This window comes from Streptomyces sp. CC208A (genome assembly GCF_030010625.1).
Classification (GTDB): domain Bacteria; phylum Actinomycetota; class Actinomycetes; order Streptomycetales; family Streptomycetaceae; genus Streptomyces.
Map to the genome: position 1 here is coordinate 86,271 of NZ_JASCXN010000007.1, position 15,781 is coordinate 102,051.

Sequence of the window (15,781 nt, forward strand, 5' to 3'; positions counted from 1 at the left end):
TTATCTCCTCGTCAGTGGCGCTCCCCCGGTGCGGGCACCGGACAGCCGGGAGCGTCAATTCTTCGTTTGGTGGTACCGGGCGGGACCCGGGGGCCGCCGCTGGGGCGGCCCCCTGGGATCACGCCTCGGCGTTCTCGGCCGACGTGTCGGCCGAAGCCTCCTCGGCACCGGCCGCCGGAGCCGCCTCGGGCGCGGTGCCCTGGCGCTCCGCCTTGCGCGCGGCCTGGGCCTCGCGCGCCTCGGCCATGGCCTCGGTCTTCTTCTTGTGCGGGCCGAGAACCATGATCATGTTCCGGCCGTCCTGCTTCGGGTTGGACTCGATGAAGCCCAGCTCCTGGACGTCCTCGGCGAGGCGCTGCAGCAGGCGGTAACCGAGCTCGGGCCGGGACTGCTCACGACCACGGAACATGATCGTGATCTTGACCTTGTCGCCCTGCTTGAGGAAGCGGACGACGTGGCCCTTCTTGGTGTCGTAGTCGTGCGGGTCGATCTTCGGCCGGAGCTTCATCTCCTTGATGACCGTGTGCGCCTGGTTCTTGCGCGCCTCACGGGCCTTCATGGCCGACTCGTACTTGAACTTCCCGTAGTCCATGAGCTTGCACACGGGCGGACGGGCGTTCGCCGCGACCTCGACCAGATCGAGGTCGTACTCCTGCGCGAGCTCCAGGGCCTTGGCAAGGGGGACGATGCCCACCTGCTCGCCGCTGGGGCCGACAAGACGCACCTCGGGAACGCGAATCCGCTCGTTGATGCGGGGCTCGGCGCTGATGGATCCTCCTCGGTAGCACCACGCGACCGCCATGGCGGACGGACACGTCACTTCACTTCATGGGGACCAACCGAGCGGGTGCACGAAAAATGCCCCGACGGGACACAGGCGGGGCTCCAAGGAAAACCGGAGCACCACCGCGTCGACCGCGGGGCGCGCATCGGACGGTTCCATCGTCCGTACGGAACGATGGGGACCGTCTGACCGGTGACCCGCCGCCCTCGCGGGCGGCCAGGTGGGAGATCGGAGCCTCCACTTGTGGGCCGGGCACGCAGGTGTCCGGCCGGTCATTACACAAGGTTAGCAGGACCCGGCGGTCGGCGCGAACCGTGCGCCCGCTTATCGTGTGGGGCATGAGCGAGACCCCTCAGAACGAGTCCCCGACCGCCGCCGACGCCTCCGGCGAGAACCCCGACTTCGAGGCCATGACCCGTGACATCGCGGAGGTCCCGGCGGTCGAGGTGATCGTGACCGTCGCCGTCAACCTGATGAGCGCCGCCGCGGTCAAGCTCGGCCTCACCGAGGAGGGCGACGAGCACAAGGACCTCGACGAGGCGCGCAAGCTGATCCACGCGCTCGCGGGCCTGCTCGACGCCAGCACGACGGAGATCTCGTCCTTCCACGCGGCCCCGCTGCGGGACGGCCTGAAGTCCCTCCAGCTCGCCTTCCGCGAGGCCTCGATCGTCCCGGACGAGCCGGGCCAGGGACCGGGCGAGAAGTACACGGGGGCGGTGTACGGCTAGGACCCAGGCCCGAAGGGCCGCGGGGGTACGGGGGTCGCCCCCCGGAAGACCGCAGCCACGGGGGCGGTGTACGGCTAGGAGGCGTCCGGCGCTTTCCCAGGAGCCGTCTGACTCTTTACGTAGAAGGGCTCGCCCGGAGGGGTGGCCGTGGCCGGCAGGAGTGCCAGGTCGAGGCCCCGCACCAGGCGGGCCCTCAGTGTTTCGTCGGCGGCCAGGACGCGGGCCACGCGCTGGGCGGTCTCGGCGGGGGCGGCGTCCTCGGCGAGGACGAGCGCGAGGGTGCCGTCGGCGGTGCCGGGGCCCAGGTGGGCGCGGAGGACGGCGGGCTCGGCGGCGACCGCGGCGCGGACCGCGTCCCGCACCGCCGGGTCGTCGAGCGGGTCGACGCTGGTGCGGCCCTCGGCGAGGGCGAACAGGGCGGGACCGCTCACCTGGTAGGGCACCGGCCCCGCCATGTCGAGGACGAGGGTGTCGGCCTTCTCGTGGACGAGGGCGGCGAGCGCCTGGTGGAGCGGGACGGCGACGGGCCGGGCCGCCGGGTCCCACAGGGCGAGCGAGGCGGTCGAGGTGAAGGCGGGCAGGCCGCGGCGGTCGCCGGCGGTCAGCGTCGGCACCGCCATGTCGCTGGTCTTCTCCTGCTTCAGGCCCGTCACCGGGTCGGTCTCCACCTCGCCGAGGACGGCGACGACGGGGACGAGGAGCCGGGCGTCCCGCAGGGCCTCCAGGACGGGGCCGTGTGCGGTGCGGTCCTCCGCCCAGGCCGCGAGGGCCGCGGCGAGCGCCGGGTCGGCGGTGCCGTCGTCGTCGGAGAAACCGGGGTCCGGAATGTTCTTGAGCTCCACGCCCCGAGCCTATCCGGCGGGGGCGGGGCCCCGGCCGCCGGGCCGTCAGCGGGGGCGGCCGGTCCGGTGGAGGACGACGGCGGCCAGCAGGAGGAGGACGCCGAGGCCCCCGGCGAGGGGGGCGAGGAGTCCCGGGGTGCCGCTCTCCTCGGGGGCCGGGAGGGGGCCGGGGCCGAAGTAGGGGCCGCGGTGGCCCGCGGTGGCGTTCTTCGGGTCGCCGCCCTTCAGCGCGGCGCCGGCCTCGATGGCGGCGGCCGGGTCGACCGTGCCGTACCCCTTGGCGTCGCTGCGGCCGCCCTCGGGCCGGTCGCGGGCGGTGTCGACGAGGAGCTTCTTGATCTGGGCGGGGGTCAGGTCGGGGTGGGCGGAGCGGACGAGGGCGACGGCGCCGGAGACGAACGCGGCGGCGGCGCTGGTGCCCCAGCCCTCGTAGTAGCGGCGGTCGGGGTCGGCGATGACGATGTCGTCGCCGGGGGCGCTGACCGTGGCGTACCAGCGGCGGGTGGAGAAGGAGGCACGGGCGCCGGAGCGGTCGACGGCGGTGACGGCGATGACGCCGGGGTAGGCGGCCGGGTAGGAGATGTGGTCGCCCTTCTCGCCGCCGTTGCCCGCGGAGGCGACGACGGAGACGCCCTTGGCGAGGGCGTACTGGACGGCGGCGTCCTCGCCGGGGTCCGGGTGGGCGGACTCGGAGTCGTCGCCGAGGGAGAGGTTGATGACGTCGGCGCCGTGGTCGGCGGCCCAGCGGATGCCCTCGGCGAGGGCGGTGCCCCGGGTCTTGCGGGCCCTGTCCCGGGCCTTGTCCTTGCCTTCGAGGATGACCCGGACAGGCAGGATCCAGGCGCCGGGGGCGACGCCGAGGACGCCGCTGCCGTCGGCCCAGCCGTGGCCGTGCCCGGCGATGATCCCGGCCATCGCGGTGCCGTGCCGGGCCCAGGTGGGGTCGCCCTGGGCGGCGCCGAAGCCGATGAAGTCCTTGCCCTCCATGACGGAGCCGACCAGGTCGGGGTGGTCGGCGTCCACGCCGGTGTCGAGGACGGCGACGGTGATGCCCTCGCCCTTGGTGGTGCGCCACGCCTCGGCGGTACGGAGGGTGTCGAGGCCCCACTGACGGTCGCGGATGGCGTCGGCGTGGGCGGGTGCGGCGGCGGGGAGCACGGAGAAGGCGGCGGCGAGGAGGACGGCGGCGGGCGCGGTGACCGCCGTATGGACACGGGTACGGGTACGGGACCGGCTCACCGCTGCCCCTCCTTCTCCTTGGCCGCGGCCTGGGCGGTGGTGCGGAGCTGCTTCTCCAGCCGCTCGGCGATGCCGAGGGCCTCGTGGCCGAGGCCGGACTGGGCCACGGCGTCCGTGCGGCCCTTCTTCATCGCCTCGTCGGCGCGGACCGGGCGGTCGAGAGCGCGGCCGTCGGCGAAGCCGGAGACGGCGGTGACGACGACGGGCAGGTCGGCGGGGGCGGTCACCCACCAGCCGGCCCGCTGGGCCGGGCCGAACCCGGCGGCGACGGTCCCGGCCCCGGGCAGCGCGGGCGGCACGTCCTGGCCGAGGCGGGCGGCGAGCTTCCGGCCGTCCAGGTCGCGCTGGGCGGTGACGTCGGCACGGGTGAAGACGAGGCCGACGGTGAGGACGCTGCTGGCGGTGGCGTCGGTGTACGTGGCACGCAGCACGCGCTCGCAGCCGAGGGGCCGCAGGGTGTCGAGGAGCCGGGGGGCGAGGGAGCCGGCGGCGCAGGGCGCGTCCGGGGCGACGACCACCCGGGTCCAGGTACGGGCGGAGGGCCCGGGTCCCGCCTGGGGGGCGGTGAGGGTGCGGGGGAAGAGGGTGTCGACGGGCGCGTTGTGCCACAGCTCCTTGGCCACGGCGTACTCGGCCGGCTCGGCGGGCTTCCCGCCCCCGGAAGCGGCGAGCCACACCCCGGCGAGGGCCCCGCCGATGAGCCCGAGCCCGAGCACCACACAGGTTCCGACGGCGAGCGGTCTCCCCCGCCGCCGCTCCCGTATCGGCCGCAGCCGCGTGGTCGTCTCGACGGCGGCCTCGCCCACGCCGTACGCCGGGAGGCGCACGGGCCGCAGCGGTGTGGCGGTCTCGACGGCGGGGACCGCCGTCCAGCCCTTTCCGCCTCCGGCAGGGGTACGGGAGGGGTGACCGGGCTCCGCACGCCGGGGGGCCGGGGGGTGCGCCGCGGTGGCGGCGGGCGCCGGGTGCGTGGCCGGGGTGGCCGCCGGACGGTGCGGCGGCCGGGCCGGCGGCAGCGGGGACGTACCGGACGAGCGCGGCGGGGCCGCGGCAGGCGCCGGAGGAGTGGCCGGGCGAGGCGGCGGTCCGGCCGGGGACGGCGCGGCCGCGCCGGACGGACGCTGCGGCGCGGGTGCCGGAGACGCGGGCGGGACGGCCTCCGGGCGGTGCGGCGGCCGGGCAGGCGGCAGCGGAGACGTACCGGACGGACGCTGCGGCGCGGGCGGGGCGGCCTCCGGGTGGGCCGGGTCCGCCGGACGCTGCGGCGGGGGCGTGGCCGGGGTGGCCGCCGGACGCTGCGGCGGGCGGGCCGGCGGCAGCGGGGGCGTACCGGACGAGCGCTGGGGCGCGGGCGCCGGGGGCTGGGGGGGTGTGTCGGGTGAGCGCCGGGGGGATGGGGTGAGGTGGGTGGGGAGGGAGGAGAGGGCGCTCTTCGGGGGCGTGGGGGGCGTGGGCTCCGGCGGGGTCGCGGGAAGGGGGAGGGTCTCGGTGACGCGGGGCGTGCGGGGGTTCTGCTCGCTGGTCATCCCGTCCCCATGCTCCTGCCGACAATGCCCGTCACTCTACGGGTTGTTCCCCGCCGGGCGGGAACTCAGGGGTACCCACCCCCCTGACGGTCTGGCAAGCTCGGGCCATGACTCCCCGTGCCGCCGACCTGGCCCGGTACGACCGGGCCACCGCCGCTCTGGACGCGCCCCTGGCGGTCGTCGATCTGGAGGCGTTCGACGCCAACGCGGACGATCTGGTGCGGCGGGCCGCGGGGAAGCCGATCCGGGTGGCGAGCAAGTCGGTGCGGTGCCGGGCGCTGCTCGAACGGGTGCTGGCCCGGGACGGCTTCGCCGGGATCATGTCGTTCACGCTCGCCGAGTCGCTGTGGCTGGCGCGGGCCGGGTTCGAGGACGTCCTGCTCGCCTATCCGTCGGCGGACCGGGCGGGTTTCGCGGAGCTCGCCCGGGATCCGAAGCTCGCCGCCGCCGTGACCGTGACGGTCGACGACGTGGCCCAGCTCGATCTGATCGACGCGGCCCGGGCCGGCGGTGCCGAGGAGGTGCGGGTCTGTCTGGAGATGGACACGGCGCTGCGGCTGCTGGGCGGCCGGGTGCGGATCGGGGCCCGGCGGTCGCCGCTGCGGACCCCGCCGCAGCTGGCGGAGCTGGCCCGGTCGGTGATCCGGCGGCCGGGGTTCCGGCTGGCCGGGCTGATGGCGTACGAGGGGCACGTGGCGGGCGTCGGGGACGCGGTGAGCGGCCGGCCGCTGCGGTCGCGGGCGGTCAGGGCGATGCAGGCGGTGGCGCGCCGGGAGCTGGCCGAGCGGCGGGCGGCGGTGGTCGGAGCCGTACGGGCGGTGGCGCCGGACCTGGAGTTCGTCAACGGCGGCGGCACCGGCAGCGTGCAGCACACGGCGGCCGAGGCGGCCGTCACGGAGATCGCCGCCGGCTCCGGACTCTACGTGCCGAGGCTCTTCGACGACTACTCGTCCTTCAGCGGCCGGCCGGCGGCGCTCTTCGCGCAGCCGGTGGTGCGCCGGCCCGGTGTCGGGGTCGTCGCCGTGCTCGGCGGCGGCTATCCGGCGTCCGGCGCGGCCGGCTGTGACCGGCTGCCCGTCCCGTACCTGCCGGAGGGGCTGCGCTACGACCCCCGGGAGGGGGCCGGCGAGGTGCAGACCCCGCTGCTCGGCTCGCCGGCCGACGATCTGCGGATCGGCGACAAGGTGTGGTTCCGGCACGCGAAGGCCGGCGAGCTGTGCGAGCGGTTCGAGGCGCTGCACCTGGTGGAGGGCGACCGGGTGGTGGACACGGTGCCCACCTACCGGGGCGAGGGCCGGACCTTCCTCTGACCGCTACAGCGGGGTGACGTAGGCACCCGAGAGGCCGCCGTCGACCAGGAAGTCGCAGGCGTTGACGAACGAGGCGTCGTCGCTGGCGAGGAAGGCGACGGCGGCCGCGATCTCGTCCGCCTCGGCGAAGCGGCCCACCGGGATGTGGACGAGCCGGCGGGCGGCCCGCTCGGGGTCCTTGGCGAACAGCTCCTGGAGCAGCGGGGTGTTGACGGGTCCCGGGCAGAGGGCGTTGACGCGGATGCCCTCGCGGGCGAACTGGACGCCGAGTTCGCGGGAGAGGGCGAGGACGCCGCCCTTGGAGGCGGTGTACGAGATCTGGCTGGTCGCCGCGCCCATGACCGCCACGAACGAGGCCGTGTTGATGATGGAGCCCTTCCCCTGGCGCCGCATGTACGGCAGGACGGCCTTGCAACAGAGGTAGACGGAGGTGAGGTTGACGTCCTGGACGCGCTTCCACGCCTCCAGGCCGGTGGTCAGGATGGAGTCGTCGTCGGGCGGGGAGATGCCCGCGTTGTTGAAGGCGATGTCGATGGAGCCGTAGGTCTCGAAGGCGGTGCGGAAGAGCGCCTCGACCTCCTCCGGGTCGGTGACGTCGACCTTGACGAAGGTGCCGCCGACGACCTCGGCGGCCGCCTTCCCGGCCCGCTCGTCGATGTCGCCGCAGACGACGTTCGCCCCTTCGGAGGCGAGGCGGTGGGCGGTGGCGAGGCCGATGCCGCTGCCGGCGCCGGTGATGACGGCGGTGCGGCCGACGAGCCGGCGGCAGATGGTCTCTTCGGTGCGCGTGGTCACAGTGCGGGGCCCTCCGTGCTGATGAAGACGTTCTTGGTCTCGGTGAAGGCGGTCAGGGCGTCGGGGCCGAGCTCCCGGCCGAGACCGGACTGGCGGAAGCCGCCGAACGGGGTCCAGTAACGGACGCTGGAGTGGGAGTTGACGGAGAGGTTGCCGGCCCGGACGGCGCGGGAGGCGCGCAGGGCGCGTCCGACGTCACGGGTCCAGAGGGAGCCGGAGAGGCCGTACTCGGTGGCGTTGGCGAGCCGGATCGCGTCGGCCTCGTCCTCGAAGGGGAGGACGACGGCGACGGGGCCGAAGATCTCCTCGACGGCGCAGGGGGCGTCCTCGGGGACGCCGGTGAGGACGGTCGGCGGATACCAGAAGCCGGGCCCCTCGGGCGCCTTGCCGACGATGGCCCCGGCGCCCTCGGGGACGTACGAGCGGACCCGGTCGAGCTGGGCGCGGGAGATGAGCGGGCCCATCTGCGTGCGCTCGTCCATCGGGTCGCCGACGGCGATCTCCTCGACGGCGGGGGTGAGGAGGGCGAGGAAGCGGTCGTACGCGCTCCGCTGCACGAGGATGCGGGTGCGGGCGCAGCAGTCCTGGCCGCTGTTGTCGAGGAAGGCCATGGGGGCCGCGGCGGCCGCCGCCTCGATGTCCGCGTCGGCGAAGACGATGTTGGGGCTCTTGCCGCCGAGTTCGAGGGTGAGCCGCTTCACCCGGTCGGCGGCCTTCGCCATGATCCGCCTCCCCACCCGGGTCGAACCGGTGAAGACGATCTTGGCGATGCCGGGGTGCTCGACGAGGGCGTTCCCGGCGACGGGGCCCTCGCCGGGGAGGACCTGGAGGAGGTGCTCGGGGAGGCCGGCCTCCAGGGCGAGTTCGGCGAGGCGGAGGGCGGTGAGGGGGGTGGCCTCGGCCGGTTTGAGGACGACGGCGTTGCCGGCGGCGAGGGCCGGGGCGGTGGCCCAGGCGGCGATCGGCAGGGGGAAGTTCCAGGGGGCGATGACGCCGACGACGCCGAGGGGTTCGAGGATCGTGAGGTCGAGGCCGCCGGGGACGGGGATCTGACGCCCGTTCAGGCGCTCGACTCCCCCGGCGGCGTAGTCGAGGAGGTCGCGGACGTTGCCCGCCTCCCAGCGGGCGTTGCCGATCGTGTGGCCGGCCTCGCGGACCTCCAGGAGGGCCAGTTCCTCGGTGTGGGCGTCGACGGCGGAGGCGAACCGGCGGAGCAGCCGGGCGCGGTCGGCGGGGGCCGCGGCGGCCCACGCCGTCTGCGCGGCGGCGGCCCGGACCACGGCGGCGTCGACGTCGGCGGGGGTGGCGGCGGGGACGGTGGCGACGAGTTCCTCGGTCGCCGGGTTCAGTACCCGGAGTGCGGTGGGCAAGGGGCTCGGTCCTCTCAGAGGCGTTCGAAGGAGCGGCGCAGTTCCCAGTCGGTGACCGCCGCGTCGAAGGCGGCGAGTTCGACGCGGGCCATGTTGTGGTAGTGGGCGACGACCTCGGCGCCGAAGGCCTCCTTGGCGATCTCGCTGGTCTCCCAGAGTTCGGCGGCCTCGCGCAGGGTGGTGGGGACGTGGGCGTGGTCGGCGGTGTAGGCGTTCCCGGTGCAGGGGGGCGGGAGTTCGAGGCCCCGCTCGATGCCGTGGAGGCCGGCGGCGATCATCGCGGCGACGGCGAGGTAGGGGTTGACGTCGCCGCCGGGCACCCGGTTCTCGAAGCGGGTGGAGGGGCCGTGGCCGACGACGCGGAAGGCGCAGGTGCGGTTGTCGGGGCCCCAGGCGACGGCGGTGGGGGCGAAGGAGCCGGGCTGGAACCGCTTGTAGGAGTTGATGTTGGGGGCGAGGAGGAGGGTGAGGTCGCGGAGGGCGGCGAGCTGTCCGGCGAGGAAGGAGCGCATGACCGGCGACATGGAGTGGGGGTCGTCCCCGGCCATCGCGTTGGTGCCCGTCGCGTCCCGGAGGGAGAGGTGGATGTGGCAGGAGTTGCCCTCGCGCTGGTCGTACTTGGCCATGAAGGTGAGGGAGACGCCCTCCTGGGCGGCGATCTCCTTGGCGCCGGTCTTGTAGACGGCGTGCTGGTCACAGGTGACCAGGGCCTCGTCGTAGCGGAAGGCGATCTCGTGCTGGCCGGGGTTGCACTCGCCCTTGGCGGACTCGACGGTGAGTCCGGCGGCGGCCATCTCGTTGCGGATGCGGCGCAGGAGGGGTTCGACGCGGCCGGTGCCGAGGACGGAGTAGTCGACGTTGTACTGGTTGGCGGGGGTGAGGCCCCGGTAGCCGGCGTCCCAGGCCTGCTCGTAGGTGTCCTTGAAGACGATGAACTCCAGCTCGGTGCCGACGTGGGCGGTGAGGCCGTGGGCGGCGAGGCGGTCGAGCTGGCGGCGGAGGATCTGGCGGGGCGCGGCGACGACGGGGCTGCCGTCGGCCCAGGTCAGGTCGGCGGTGACCAGGGCGGTGGCCTCGTGCCAGGGGATGCGGCGCAGGGTGGCGAGGTCGGGGCGCATGGCGAAGTCGCCGTAGCCGCGCTCCCAGGAGGACATCGCGTAGCCGTCGACGGTGTTCATCTCGGTGTCGACGGCGAGGAGGTAGTTGCAGCCCTCGGTGCCGTGGGCGAGGACCTCGTCGAGGAAGAAGGGGGCGGCGAACCGCTTCCCCTGGAGCCGGCCCTGCATGTCCGGGAAGGCCAGGACGACGGTGTCGATCTCGCCGCCCGCCACGAGCGCGCGCAGTTCCTCGACGGTCAGCGGGGGTGTGCGGTCTGCCACGGGACGACTCTCCTCGTTCGGCCTGCCGGGGGTCATAAGGTATGGGGGGAGACCATTGCTTGGGAAGTACGCGGGGAAGGGGCGAGGAGAAGGTGATCCGTACGAGTGAACCGGCCGGTCCGGCCGACCGGTTGACGCCCGTGCTGCGTCCGGTCCGGGCGGGGAACGGCTTCGAGGAGGCCCTGGAGCAGGTCCTCCAGGTGGTCCGCCTCGGCCTGGTCCCGGCCGGCGAACGGCTGCCCGCCGAGCGGGAGCTGGCCGGGCGGATGGGGATCAGCCGGGTGACGCTGCGCGAGGTCCTGAAGGTGCTCCAGGAGCAGGGCCTGGTGGAGAGCCGGCGCGGCCGGTACGGCGGAACGTTCGTGCTGCCCCGGACGCAGGGGCCCGACGAGGCGGAGCTGCGCCGCCGGATCGCCGCGGTCGACATGGAGGACACGCTGCGCTTCCGGGAGGTCCTGGAGGTGGGCGCCGCCGGGCTTTGCGCCGCGCACGGCCTGGACGCGGCGGGCGCGCGGCGGCTGCGGGAGGCGCTGGCGGCCACGCATGACGCGCCGCTGGCCGACTACCGCCGCCAGGACACGCTGCTCCACCTCACGCTGGCCGAACTCTGCGGCTCCCCCAGCCTGACGGGCCGGTACGCGGCGGTCCGCGCGACCGTCACCGACCTGCTCGACTGCATCCCCCTCCTCGTACGCAACCTGGAGCACTCGCAGCGGCAGCACACCGCGCTGGTGGAGGCGGTCCTGGAGGGGGACGCGGACGCGGCGCGCGAGGTGATGCGGGAGCACTGCGCGGGGACGGCGGCGCTGCTGCGCGGCTTCCTGGCGTGAAAGGTACGTCACCGCCCCATTGCGTTCTACAGTCGGCGCACGTCCCTCGGCCCCCAGGAGGCAGCCCCGTGACCAAGCCGCTCATCGGTGTGACGACCTATCTCGACCGGGCGCGCTGGGGGGTGTGGGACATGCCGGCGGCGCTGCTGCCCGCGCGGTACCCGGCGTACGTACGGGAGGGCGGGGGCCTCGTGGCGATGCTGCCGCCGGACGAGCCCGGCACGGCGGCCGCGGTGCTGGCCCGGCTGGACGGCCTGGTGGTGGCGGGCGGGGCGGACGTGGAGCCCGTGCGGTACGGGGCCGCGCCCGATCCGCGGACCGGTCCGCCGGCGCGGGAGCGGGACGCCTGGGAGCTGGCGCTGATCGACGCGGCGCTCGCCTCCGGCACGCCGCTGCTTGGCGTCTGCCGGGGGATGCAGCTGCTCAACGTGGCGCTGGGCGGGACGCTGACGCAGCATGTGGACGGGCACGTGGAGGCGGTGGGGGTGATGGGGCGGCACCTGGTGAAGCCGGTGCCGGGGACGCTCTACGGGTCCCTCGCCCCCGAGCCCGCCGAGGTGCCGACCTACCACCACCAGGCCGTGGACCGGCTCGGCGCGGGCCTCGTGCCCTCGGCGTACGCGGAGGACGGCACGGTGGAGGCGGTGGAACTGCCGGGGCCGGCCTGGGTCCTCGGGGTGCAGTGGCATCCGGAGATGGGCGAGGACCCGCGGCTGGCGCGCGGCCTGGTGGCGGCGGCCGTACGGAGGTGAGGGGCTCACTCTCCCCGTACCACCACCGCAAGGAGCCGCACCGTGTCCACCCGACTCGTCCTCCACTCCGCCCGCCTGCTCGCCCCCGGGGCCGGGGCCTTCCTCCCGGGGAGCGCGCTCGACGTGGGCGAAGACGGGCGGATCGCCGCGCTCGGCGACGACCGCAGGATACGGGAGCTCGCCGGGGCGGCGACCGTCGTCGACCTGAAGGGCGCCGTCGTCGCCCCCGGCCTCGTCGACGGCCACCTCCACCCCGTCACCGGCGCCGAACTGACCGGAGGACTCGACCTCTCCGGCTGCGCCGACCTCGCCGGCGTACGGGAAGCGCTCGCGCGCGAGGTCCGCAAACTCTCCTGCATCGACTGGTTGTTCGCCTGGGGACGCGACCCGAACGTCTTCGGCGACGAGCCGGCTGGCATCGCCCCCCCTCGGCACCGTCCTCGACGGCGTCCCCGCCTTCCTGCTGCTCTTCGACGCGCACTCCGCGCTCGCCTCCCACCGCGCCCTCGCACCCGCCGGCATCGACGGCCCGCGCACCTTCGACCAGGCGTCCGCCGAGTCCGGGGCGGCGCCCTGTGGCGGGTCGCCGGCGTGAAGCTCTTCGTGACTCCTCCACCCCCTGAAGGGGGTGGCTTCTCGCTATGCCGGTTGGGCGTCGCGACGGACCAGCCCGGCCCGTAGAACGTTGAGTGCCCCAACGTGGTCAGCACGTGCCTGGTGGCCGCAGCCAACGCAGCGGAACTTCTCTTGTGTGGGCCGGTTCCCCTTGGCGGTGTGCCCGCATTCGGGGCACTCGCGGGAGGTATTGCGAGGGTCCACGGCGATCACTTCCCGCCCAGCGCTTTCAGCCTTGGCGTGCAGGATCGTCAGGAACACCCCCCATCCGGCATCCGAGATAGAACGGTTGAGTCCGGTCTTGGCTGCGGCCCCGTTAGGCAGGAAGCCGCCCGGCTGGTCGGGGTCCGGCTTGGGTGCGGGCGCCTTGACCATGTTGCGGATCTTGAGGTCTTCGTGCGCGATGACATCGTGCTCGCGCACGAGGTCAAGCGCGGTCTTGTGCGCGTGGTCCAGGCGCTGACGGCGGACCTTGCGGTGCAGGCCGGCAACCTTCTGGACGGCCCGCTGGTGGTTCTTCGTGCGCTTGTCGCGGCGCACACGGGGAAAGCGGGACAGCGCCCGCTGTGCGGCTTCGAGCTTCGCGGCAGCCTTGCGCCCGTGACACGGGTTGGGCACGAACTCACCGTTCGAGTCGGTGAGGAAGTTGGCTATGCCCAGGTCGATTCCGACCACGCTGCCGGTCGCGGGCAGCGGCTCGGGCTCTGGCCGTTCGGCGGCCAGGACGACGTACCAGCGCTTTCCCTCGCGCTTGACCGACACGGTCTTGACCTTGCCGGCCACCGGCCGGTGCTGGTTGACCCTGACGTGACCCACGCCCTGGAAGCGGACACGGGTGACGGGGTCGTGCGGGGTGGAGCCCCAGCGGCAGCCGTCGCCGTCCCTGGGGAAGTCGACGGTGTCGAACCAGTTGACCCCACGGAAGCGTGGGTATCCGGGCGTGTCCCCGGCTTCGATACGGCGGAAGAACGCGGCGAACGCCTTGTCCAGGCGGCGAAGCGTCGCCTGCTGCGAGGAGAATGACCAACGTCCCTGACGTTCCGGGTCGAAGGCCCGGATGTCCTTGAGCTGCGCGGACTGCTGCCCGTACTTGATGCTGGTCTTCGAGCTGTGGCGGTAGGCGTCGCGGCGTTCCTGCAAGGCCCCGTTGTAGAGCGAGCAGTGGTCGGCGAGCATCGCCGTCAGTGCGGCCCTCTGGCCCACGGTGGGCCGCATGAGGAACTTGTACGCACGGATCACCCGACCCACCCCCCTCCCGGTCAGCTCTGAAGATCGTATCCACGCTTGACACATATCGCCGCATCAAGAACAAAACTCATATATTCACACCCGGGTGGCGTCATACTTGAAGGCTACGAAGGATCATGCGCAACGTCTGCCAGGACTTCGAGGCCCACCTGATCGAGGCCAACGGCGAGGCCGATCATGTGCACCTCCTGGTGCGCCACCCGCCGAAGGTCGCCCTGTCGAACCTGGTCAACAGCCCCAAGGGCATAAGCTCCCGGTACCTGCGGGCCGAGTTCACCAGCCGCGTCAACCGCGCCACCCAGCACGGCCGCTTCTGATCCCGGCTCCTCCTTCGCCGGATCCTGCGGCGGCGCACTGCTCCAGGCCGTCAAGGACTACATCGAGAACCAGAAGCGGCCCGCCTGACCGTCACAGCGGAGGCGCAGCGAACTCCGGCGCTTCGCGCCCCCGCTCCAAGGACGGCGTTCCCTTCCGGCCTAAAGGCCGGGATTCCCTGCCGAGACAGGGATGGACGGCACGATCGACAACGGCACCGCGTGGCTGGAGAGGCCCGACCACCACGGCGAGTCCACGCACGCCTTCTGGCCGGACCCCGAGGCGTACACCGGGATCGTCGGCGCCCTGCACCGGGCCGGGGTGCCGACGGCGACCCACGCCATCGGCGACGCGGCCGTACGCCACGCCCTCGACGCCGTCGAGAAGGCGCGGGCGACCGGCGGCGACCCGGCGGTGCGCCACCGGATCGAGCACATCGAGACCGTGCCGGACGACACCCTGGGCCGCTTCGCCGCACTGGGCGTGACCGCCTCCATGCAGCCCACCCACTGCTGCGACTTCACCCGCGCCGACCACACCGACAACTGGTCGCGCCGGCTAGGAGAGGAGCGTGCCGGACGCGCCTGGCGCTGCCGCGACCTGGTGGACTCCGGGGCGACCGTGGTCCTCGGCTCGGACTGGCCGATCGCGCCGTTCCCGCCGCTCGGCGTGCTCGCCGGCGCCGTGCACCGCCGCCCGACCCGCGACCTCACGCAGCCGCCGCACGGCCCCGGGCAGGCGCTGACCGCGCTGGAGGCGCTGCGCGGCCTGACGACCGGCCCGGCGTACGCGGCGGGCGAGGAGCGGACCGCCGGCCGGCTCGCGCCCGGACACCGCGCCGACCTGACGGTCCTGGCCGCCGACCCGCTCACCACGCCGGCCGCGGAGCTCCCGGACGTCCCGGTGCTCCTCACGGCGGTCGACGGGCGCGTCACCCACCGGGCGCCGCGGCTGTAGCCTGCCTCAGCCGCCCGGCCGGGCCCTCGTCAGGGAGAGCAGGTCGCGGGCCGGGCCCGTGGGGCGGTGGCCCGTCGGCCAGACGGCGCGCAGATCGCGGCTGAGCCGCACGCCCTCGACCGGCACGGCGACCAGCCGGCGGGACGACAGCTCCTCGGCGATCGCCAGCTCGCTGAGGACCGCCGGGCCCGCGCCGCTGACCGCCGCCGCCTTCACCGCGGTGGTGGAGGCCAGTTCGAGGAGCGGGCGGGCGAGGCCGCCGTGCCCGGCGAGGGCCGCGTCGAGGACCTGCCGGGTGCCCGAGCCCTCCTCCCGCAGCACCAGCGGCGTCGCCGCCAGCTCGGCCGCGCCGACCGGGCCGCGGCGGCGCGCCCACGGGTGGGAGGGCGCGGTGACCACGGCGAGCCGGTCGTGGGCGACGACCGTGCCGTCGAGCCCGTCCGGCACGGCCAGGCCCTCGACGAACCCGAGGTCCGCCTCCCCCGCGAGCAGCCGCTCCGCGACCATCGCCGAGTTCCCCGCCTGGAGCGACACGGCGGTGTCCGGGCGCTCGGCGCGCAGCGCGATCAGCCACCCCGGAAGGAGGTACTCGGCGATCGTCATCGAGGCGGCCACCCGCAGCCGCGAGTCCCGGCGCCCGCGCAGCGCCTGCACCCCCGCGTCGAAGGCCTCGGCGGACTCCACGATCCGCCGCGCCCAGTCGGTGACCAGCGCGCCCGCGTCGGTGAGCCGGGAGCCGCGCGGGGAGCGGTCGACCAGCGCCACGCCGAGCTGCCGTTCCATGGAGCGGATCCGGCTGCTCGCGGCGGGCTGGGTGATGCCGACGTCTCGGGCGGCGGCGCCGAGGCTGCCGTGCCGGGCGACGGCGAGGAGGAGTTCGAGGGCGCCGAGGTCCGGGACGCGGTGGGAGAGGTGCGCGGTGCCCGACTCGCGGCCGGCGCCCGCCTTCGTACCACCGCTTCCCGTCGCCAGGAAGGCGGCCCCGGCCGTCGTTCCCCCCGTGCCCCGTTCCGGACCCGTACCGCCCCCGCTGCCCCCATGCTCCCTGCTCATAAGGCCAGCTTATGACGTCATAGCCGCATGATCCCTGG

The 15,781-nt window shown here is 74.4% G+C and carries 14 protein-coding genes and 2 pseudogenes; 7 read left to right on the plus strand and 9 right to left on the minus strand.

The window, feature by feature from the left end:
* Positions 1-118 precede the first annotated feature (118 nt).
* Positions 119-802 (minus strand): translation initiation factor IF-3, encoded by a 684-nt coding sequence (gene infC, locus QK442_RS10800; RefSeq protein ID WP_282693659.1) that lies wholly within the window; start codon positions 800-802, stop codon positions 119-121.
* A 320-nt stretch (positions 803-1,122) separates the two neighbouring features.
* Here infC and QK442_RS10805 point away from each other — a divergent pair, with 320 nt between their 5' ends.
* Complete coding sequence (locus QK442_RS10805; RefSeq protein ID WP_282693660.1) at positions 1,123-1,512, plus strand: DUF1844 domain-containing protein; 390 nt, start codon at positions 1,123-1,125, stop codon at positions 1,510-1,512.
* Positions 1,513-1,586: 74 nt separating this feature from the next.
* On the opposite strand, the gene QK442_RS10810 is transcribed toward QK442_RS10805, so the two are convergent.
* From QK442_RS10810 to QK442_RS10820, 3 genes are read right to left on the minus strand one after another with little or no spacing between them, the layout of a single operon-like run.
* A complete protein-coding gene (locus tag QK442_RS10810; RefSeq protein ID WP_282693661.1) occupies positions 1,587-2,354 on the minus strand; it encodes an SseB family protein in 768 nt (255 codons plus the stop codon).
* Positions 2,355-2,399: 45 nt separating this feature from the next.
* The gene (mycP, locus tag QK442_RS10815) at positions 2,400-3,593 is read right to left on the minus strand and encodes a type VII secretion-associated serine protease mycosin (RefSeq protein WP_282693662.1); all 1,194 of its coding nucleotides are present in this window, start codon (positions 3,591-3,593) and stop codon (positions 2,400-2,402) included.
* On the minus strand, positions 3,590-4,420 hold the full coding sequence (locus tag QK442_RS10820; protein ID WP_282693663.1) for a hypothetical protein: 831 nt from the start codon (positions 4,418-4,420) through the stop codon (positions 3,590-3,592). The genes mycP and QK442_RS10820 overlap by 4 nt, the downstream gene beginning before the upstream one ends.
* Positions 4,421-5,226: 806 nt before the next feature.
* On the opposite strand from QK442_RS10820, the gene QK442_RS10825 reads away from it, so the two are divergent.
* A complete protein-coding gene (locus QK442_RS10825; protein ID WP_282693664.1) occupies positions 5,227-6,429 on the plus strand; it encodes an amino acid deaminase/aldolase in 1,203 nt (400 codons plus the stop codon).
* Between the two features lie 3 nt (positions 6,430-6,432).
* Here the strand turns inward: QK442_RS10825 and QK442_RS10830 are convergent, their stop codons facing one another.
* Genes QK442_RS10830 through QK442_RS10840 form a run of 3 tightly spaced genes read right to left on the minus strand, consistent with a single transcriptional unit; the run spans position 6,433 to position 9,973 of the window.
* Complete coding sequence (locus QK442_RS10830) at positions 6,433-7,224, minus strand: 3-oxoacyl-ACP reductase (protein WP_282693665.1); 792 nt, start codon at positions 7,222-7,224, stop codon at positions 6,433-6,435.
* On the minus strand, positions 7,221-8,594 hold the full coding sequence (locus QK442_RS10835) for an aldehyde dehydrogenase family protein (RefSeq protein ID WP_282693666.1): 1,374 nt from the start codon (positions 8,592-8,594) through the stop codon (positions 7,221-7,223). The genes QK442_RS10830 and QK442_RS10835 overlap by 4 nt, the downstream gene beginning before the upstream one ends.
* 14 nt (positions 8,595-8,608) lie before the next feature.
* The gene (locus QK442_RS10840; RefSeq protein ID WP_282693667.1) at positions 8,609-9,973 is read right to left on the minus strand and encodes a glutamine synthetase family protein; all 1,365 of its coding nucleotides are present in this window, start codon (positions 9,971-9,973) and stop codon (positions 8,609-8,611) included.
* A 95-nt stretch (positions 9,974-10,068) separates the two neighbouring features.
* Here QK442_RS10840 and QK442_RS10845 point away from each other — a divergent pair, with 95 nt between their 5' ends.
* From QK442_RS10845 to QK442_RS10855, 3 genes and pseudogenes are all read left to right on the plus strand, one after another.
* A complete protein-coding gene (locus QK442_RS10845; protein ID WP_282693772.1) occupies positions 10,069-10,803 on the plus strand; it encodes an FCD domain-containing protein in 735 nt (244 codons plus the stop codon).
* 68 nt (positions 10,804-10,871) lie between these two features.
* Positions 10,872-11,555 carry a gamma-glutamyl-gamma-aminobutyrate hydrolase family protein gene (locus tag QK442_RS10850; protein ID WP_282693668.1) on the plus strand — a complete coding sequence of 228 codons (684 nt, stop codon included), beginning with the start codon at positions 10,872-10,874 and terminating at the stop codon, positions 11,553-11,555.
* A gap of 42 nt (positions 11,556-11,597) precedes the next feature.
* Positions 11,598-12,108 (plus strand): annotated as a pseudogene (locus tag QK442_RS10855) (amidohydrolase family protein); the annotation flags it as partial.
* 86 nt (positions 12,109-12,194) lie between these two features.
* Here the strand turns inward: QK442_RS10855 and QK442_RS10860 are convergent.
* Entirely contained in the window at positions 12,195-13,409 is a 1,215-nt protein-coding gene (locus QK442_RS10860; protein ID WP_282693669.1) for a transposase, read from the minus strand.
* Positions 13,410-13,534: 125 nt separating this feature from the next.
* Here QK442_RS10860 and tnpA point away from each other — a divergent pair, with 125 nt between their 5' ends.
* Positions 13,535-13,735: an IS200/IS605 family transposase gene (gene tnpA, locus QK442_RS10865; RefSeq protein WP_282693670.1), complete on the plus strand. Its 201-nt coding sequence runs from the start codon at positions 13,535-13,537 to the stop codon at positions 13,733-13,735.
* A gap of 190 nt (positions 13,736-13,925) precedes the next feature.
* A pseudogene (locus tag QK442_RS10870) lies at positions 13,926-14,690 on the plus strand (amidohydrolase family protein); the annotation flags it as partial.
* Between the two features lie 6 nt (positions 14,691-14,696).
* On the opposite strand, the gene QK442_RS10875 reads toward QK442_RS10870, so the two are convergent.
* The gene (locus QK442_RS10875) at positions 14,697-15,743 is read right to left on the minus strand and encodes a LysR family transcriptional regulator (protein WP_282693671.1); all 1,047 of its coding nucleotides are present in this window, start codon (positions 15,741-15,743) and stop codon (positions 14,697-14,699) included.
* Positions 15,744-15,781 lie beyond the last annotated feature (38 nt).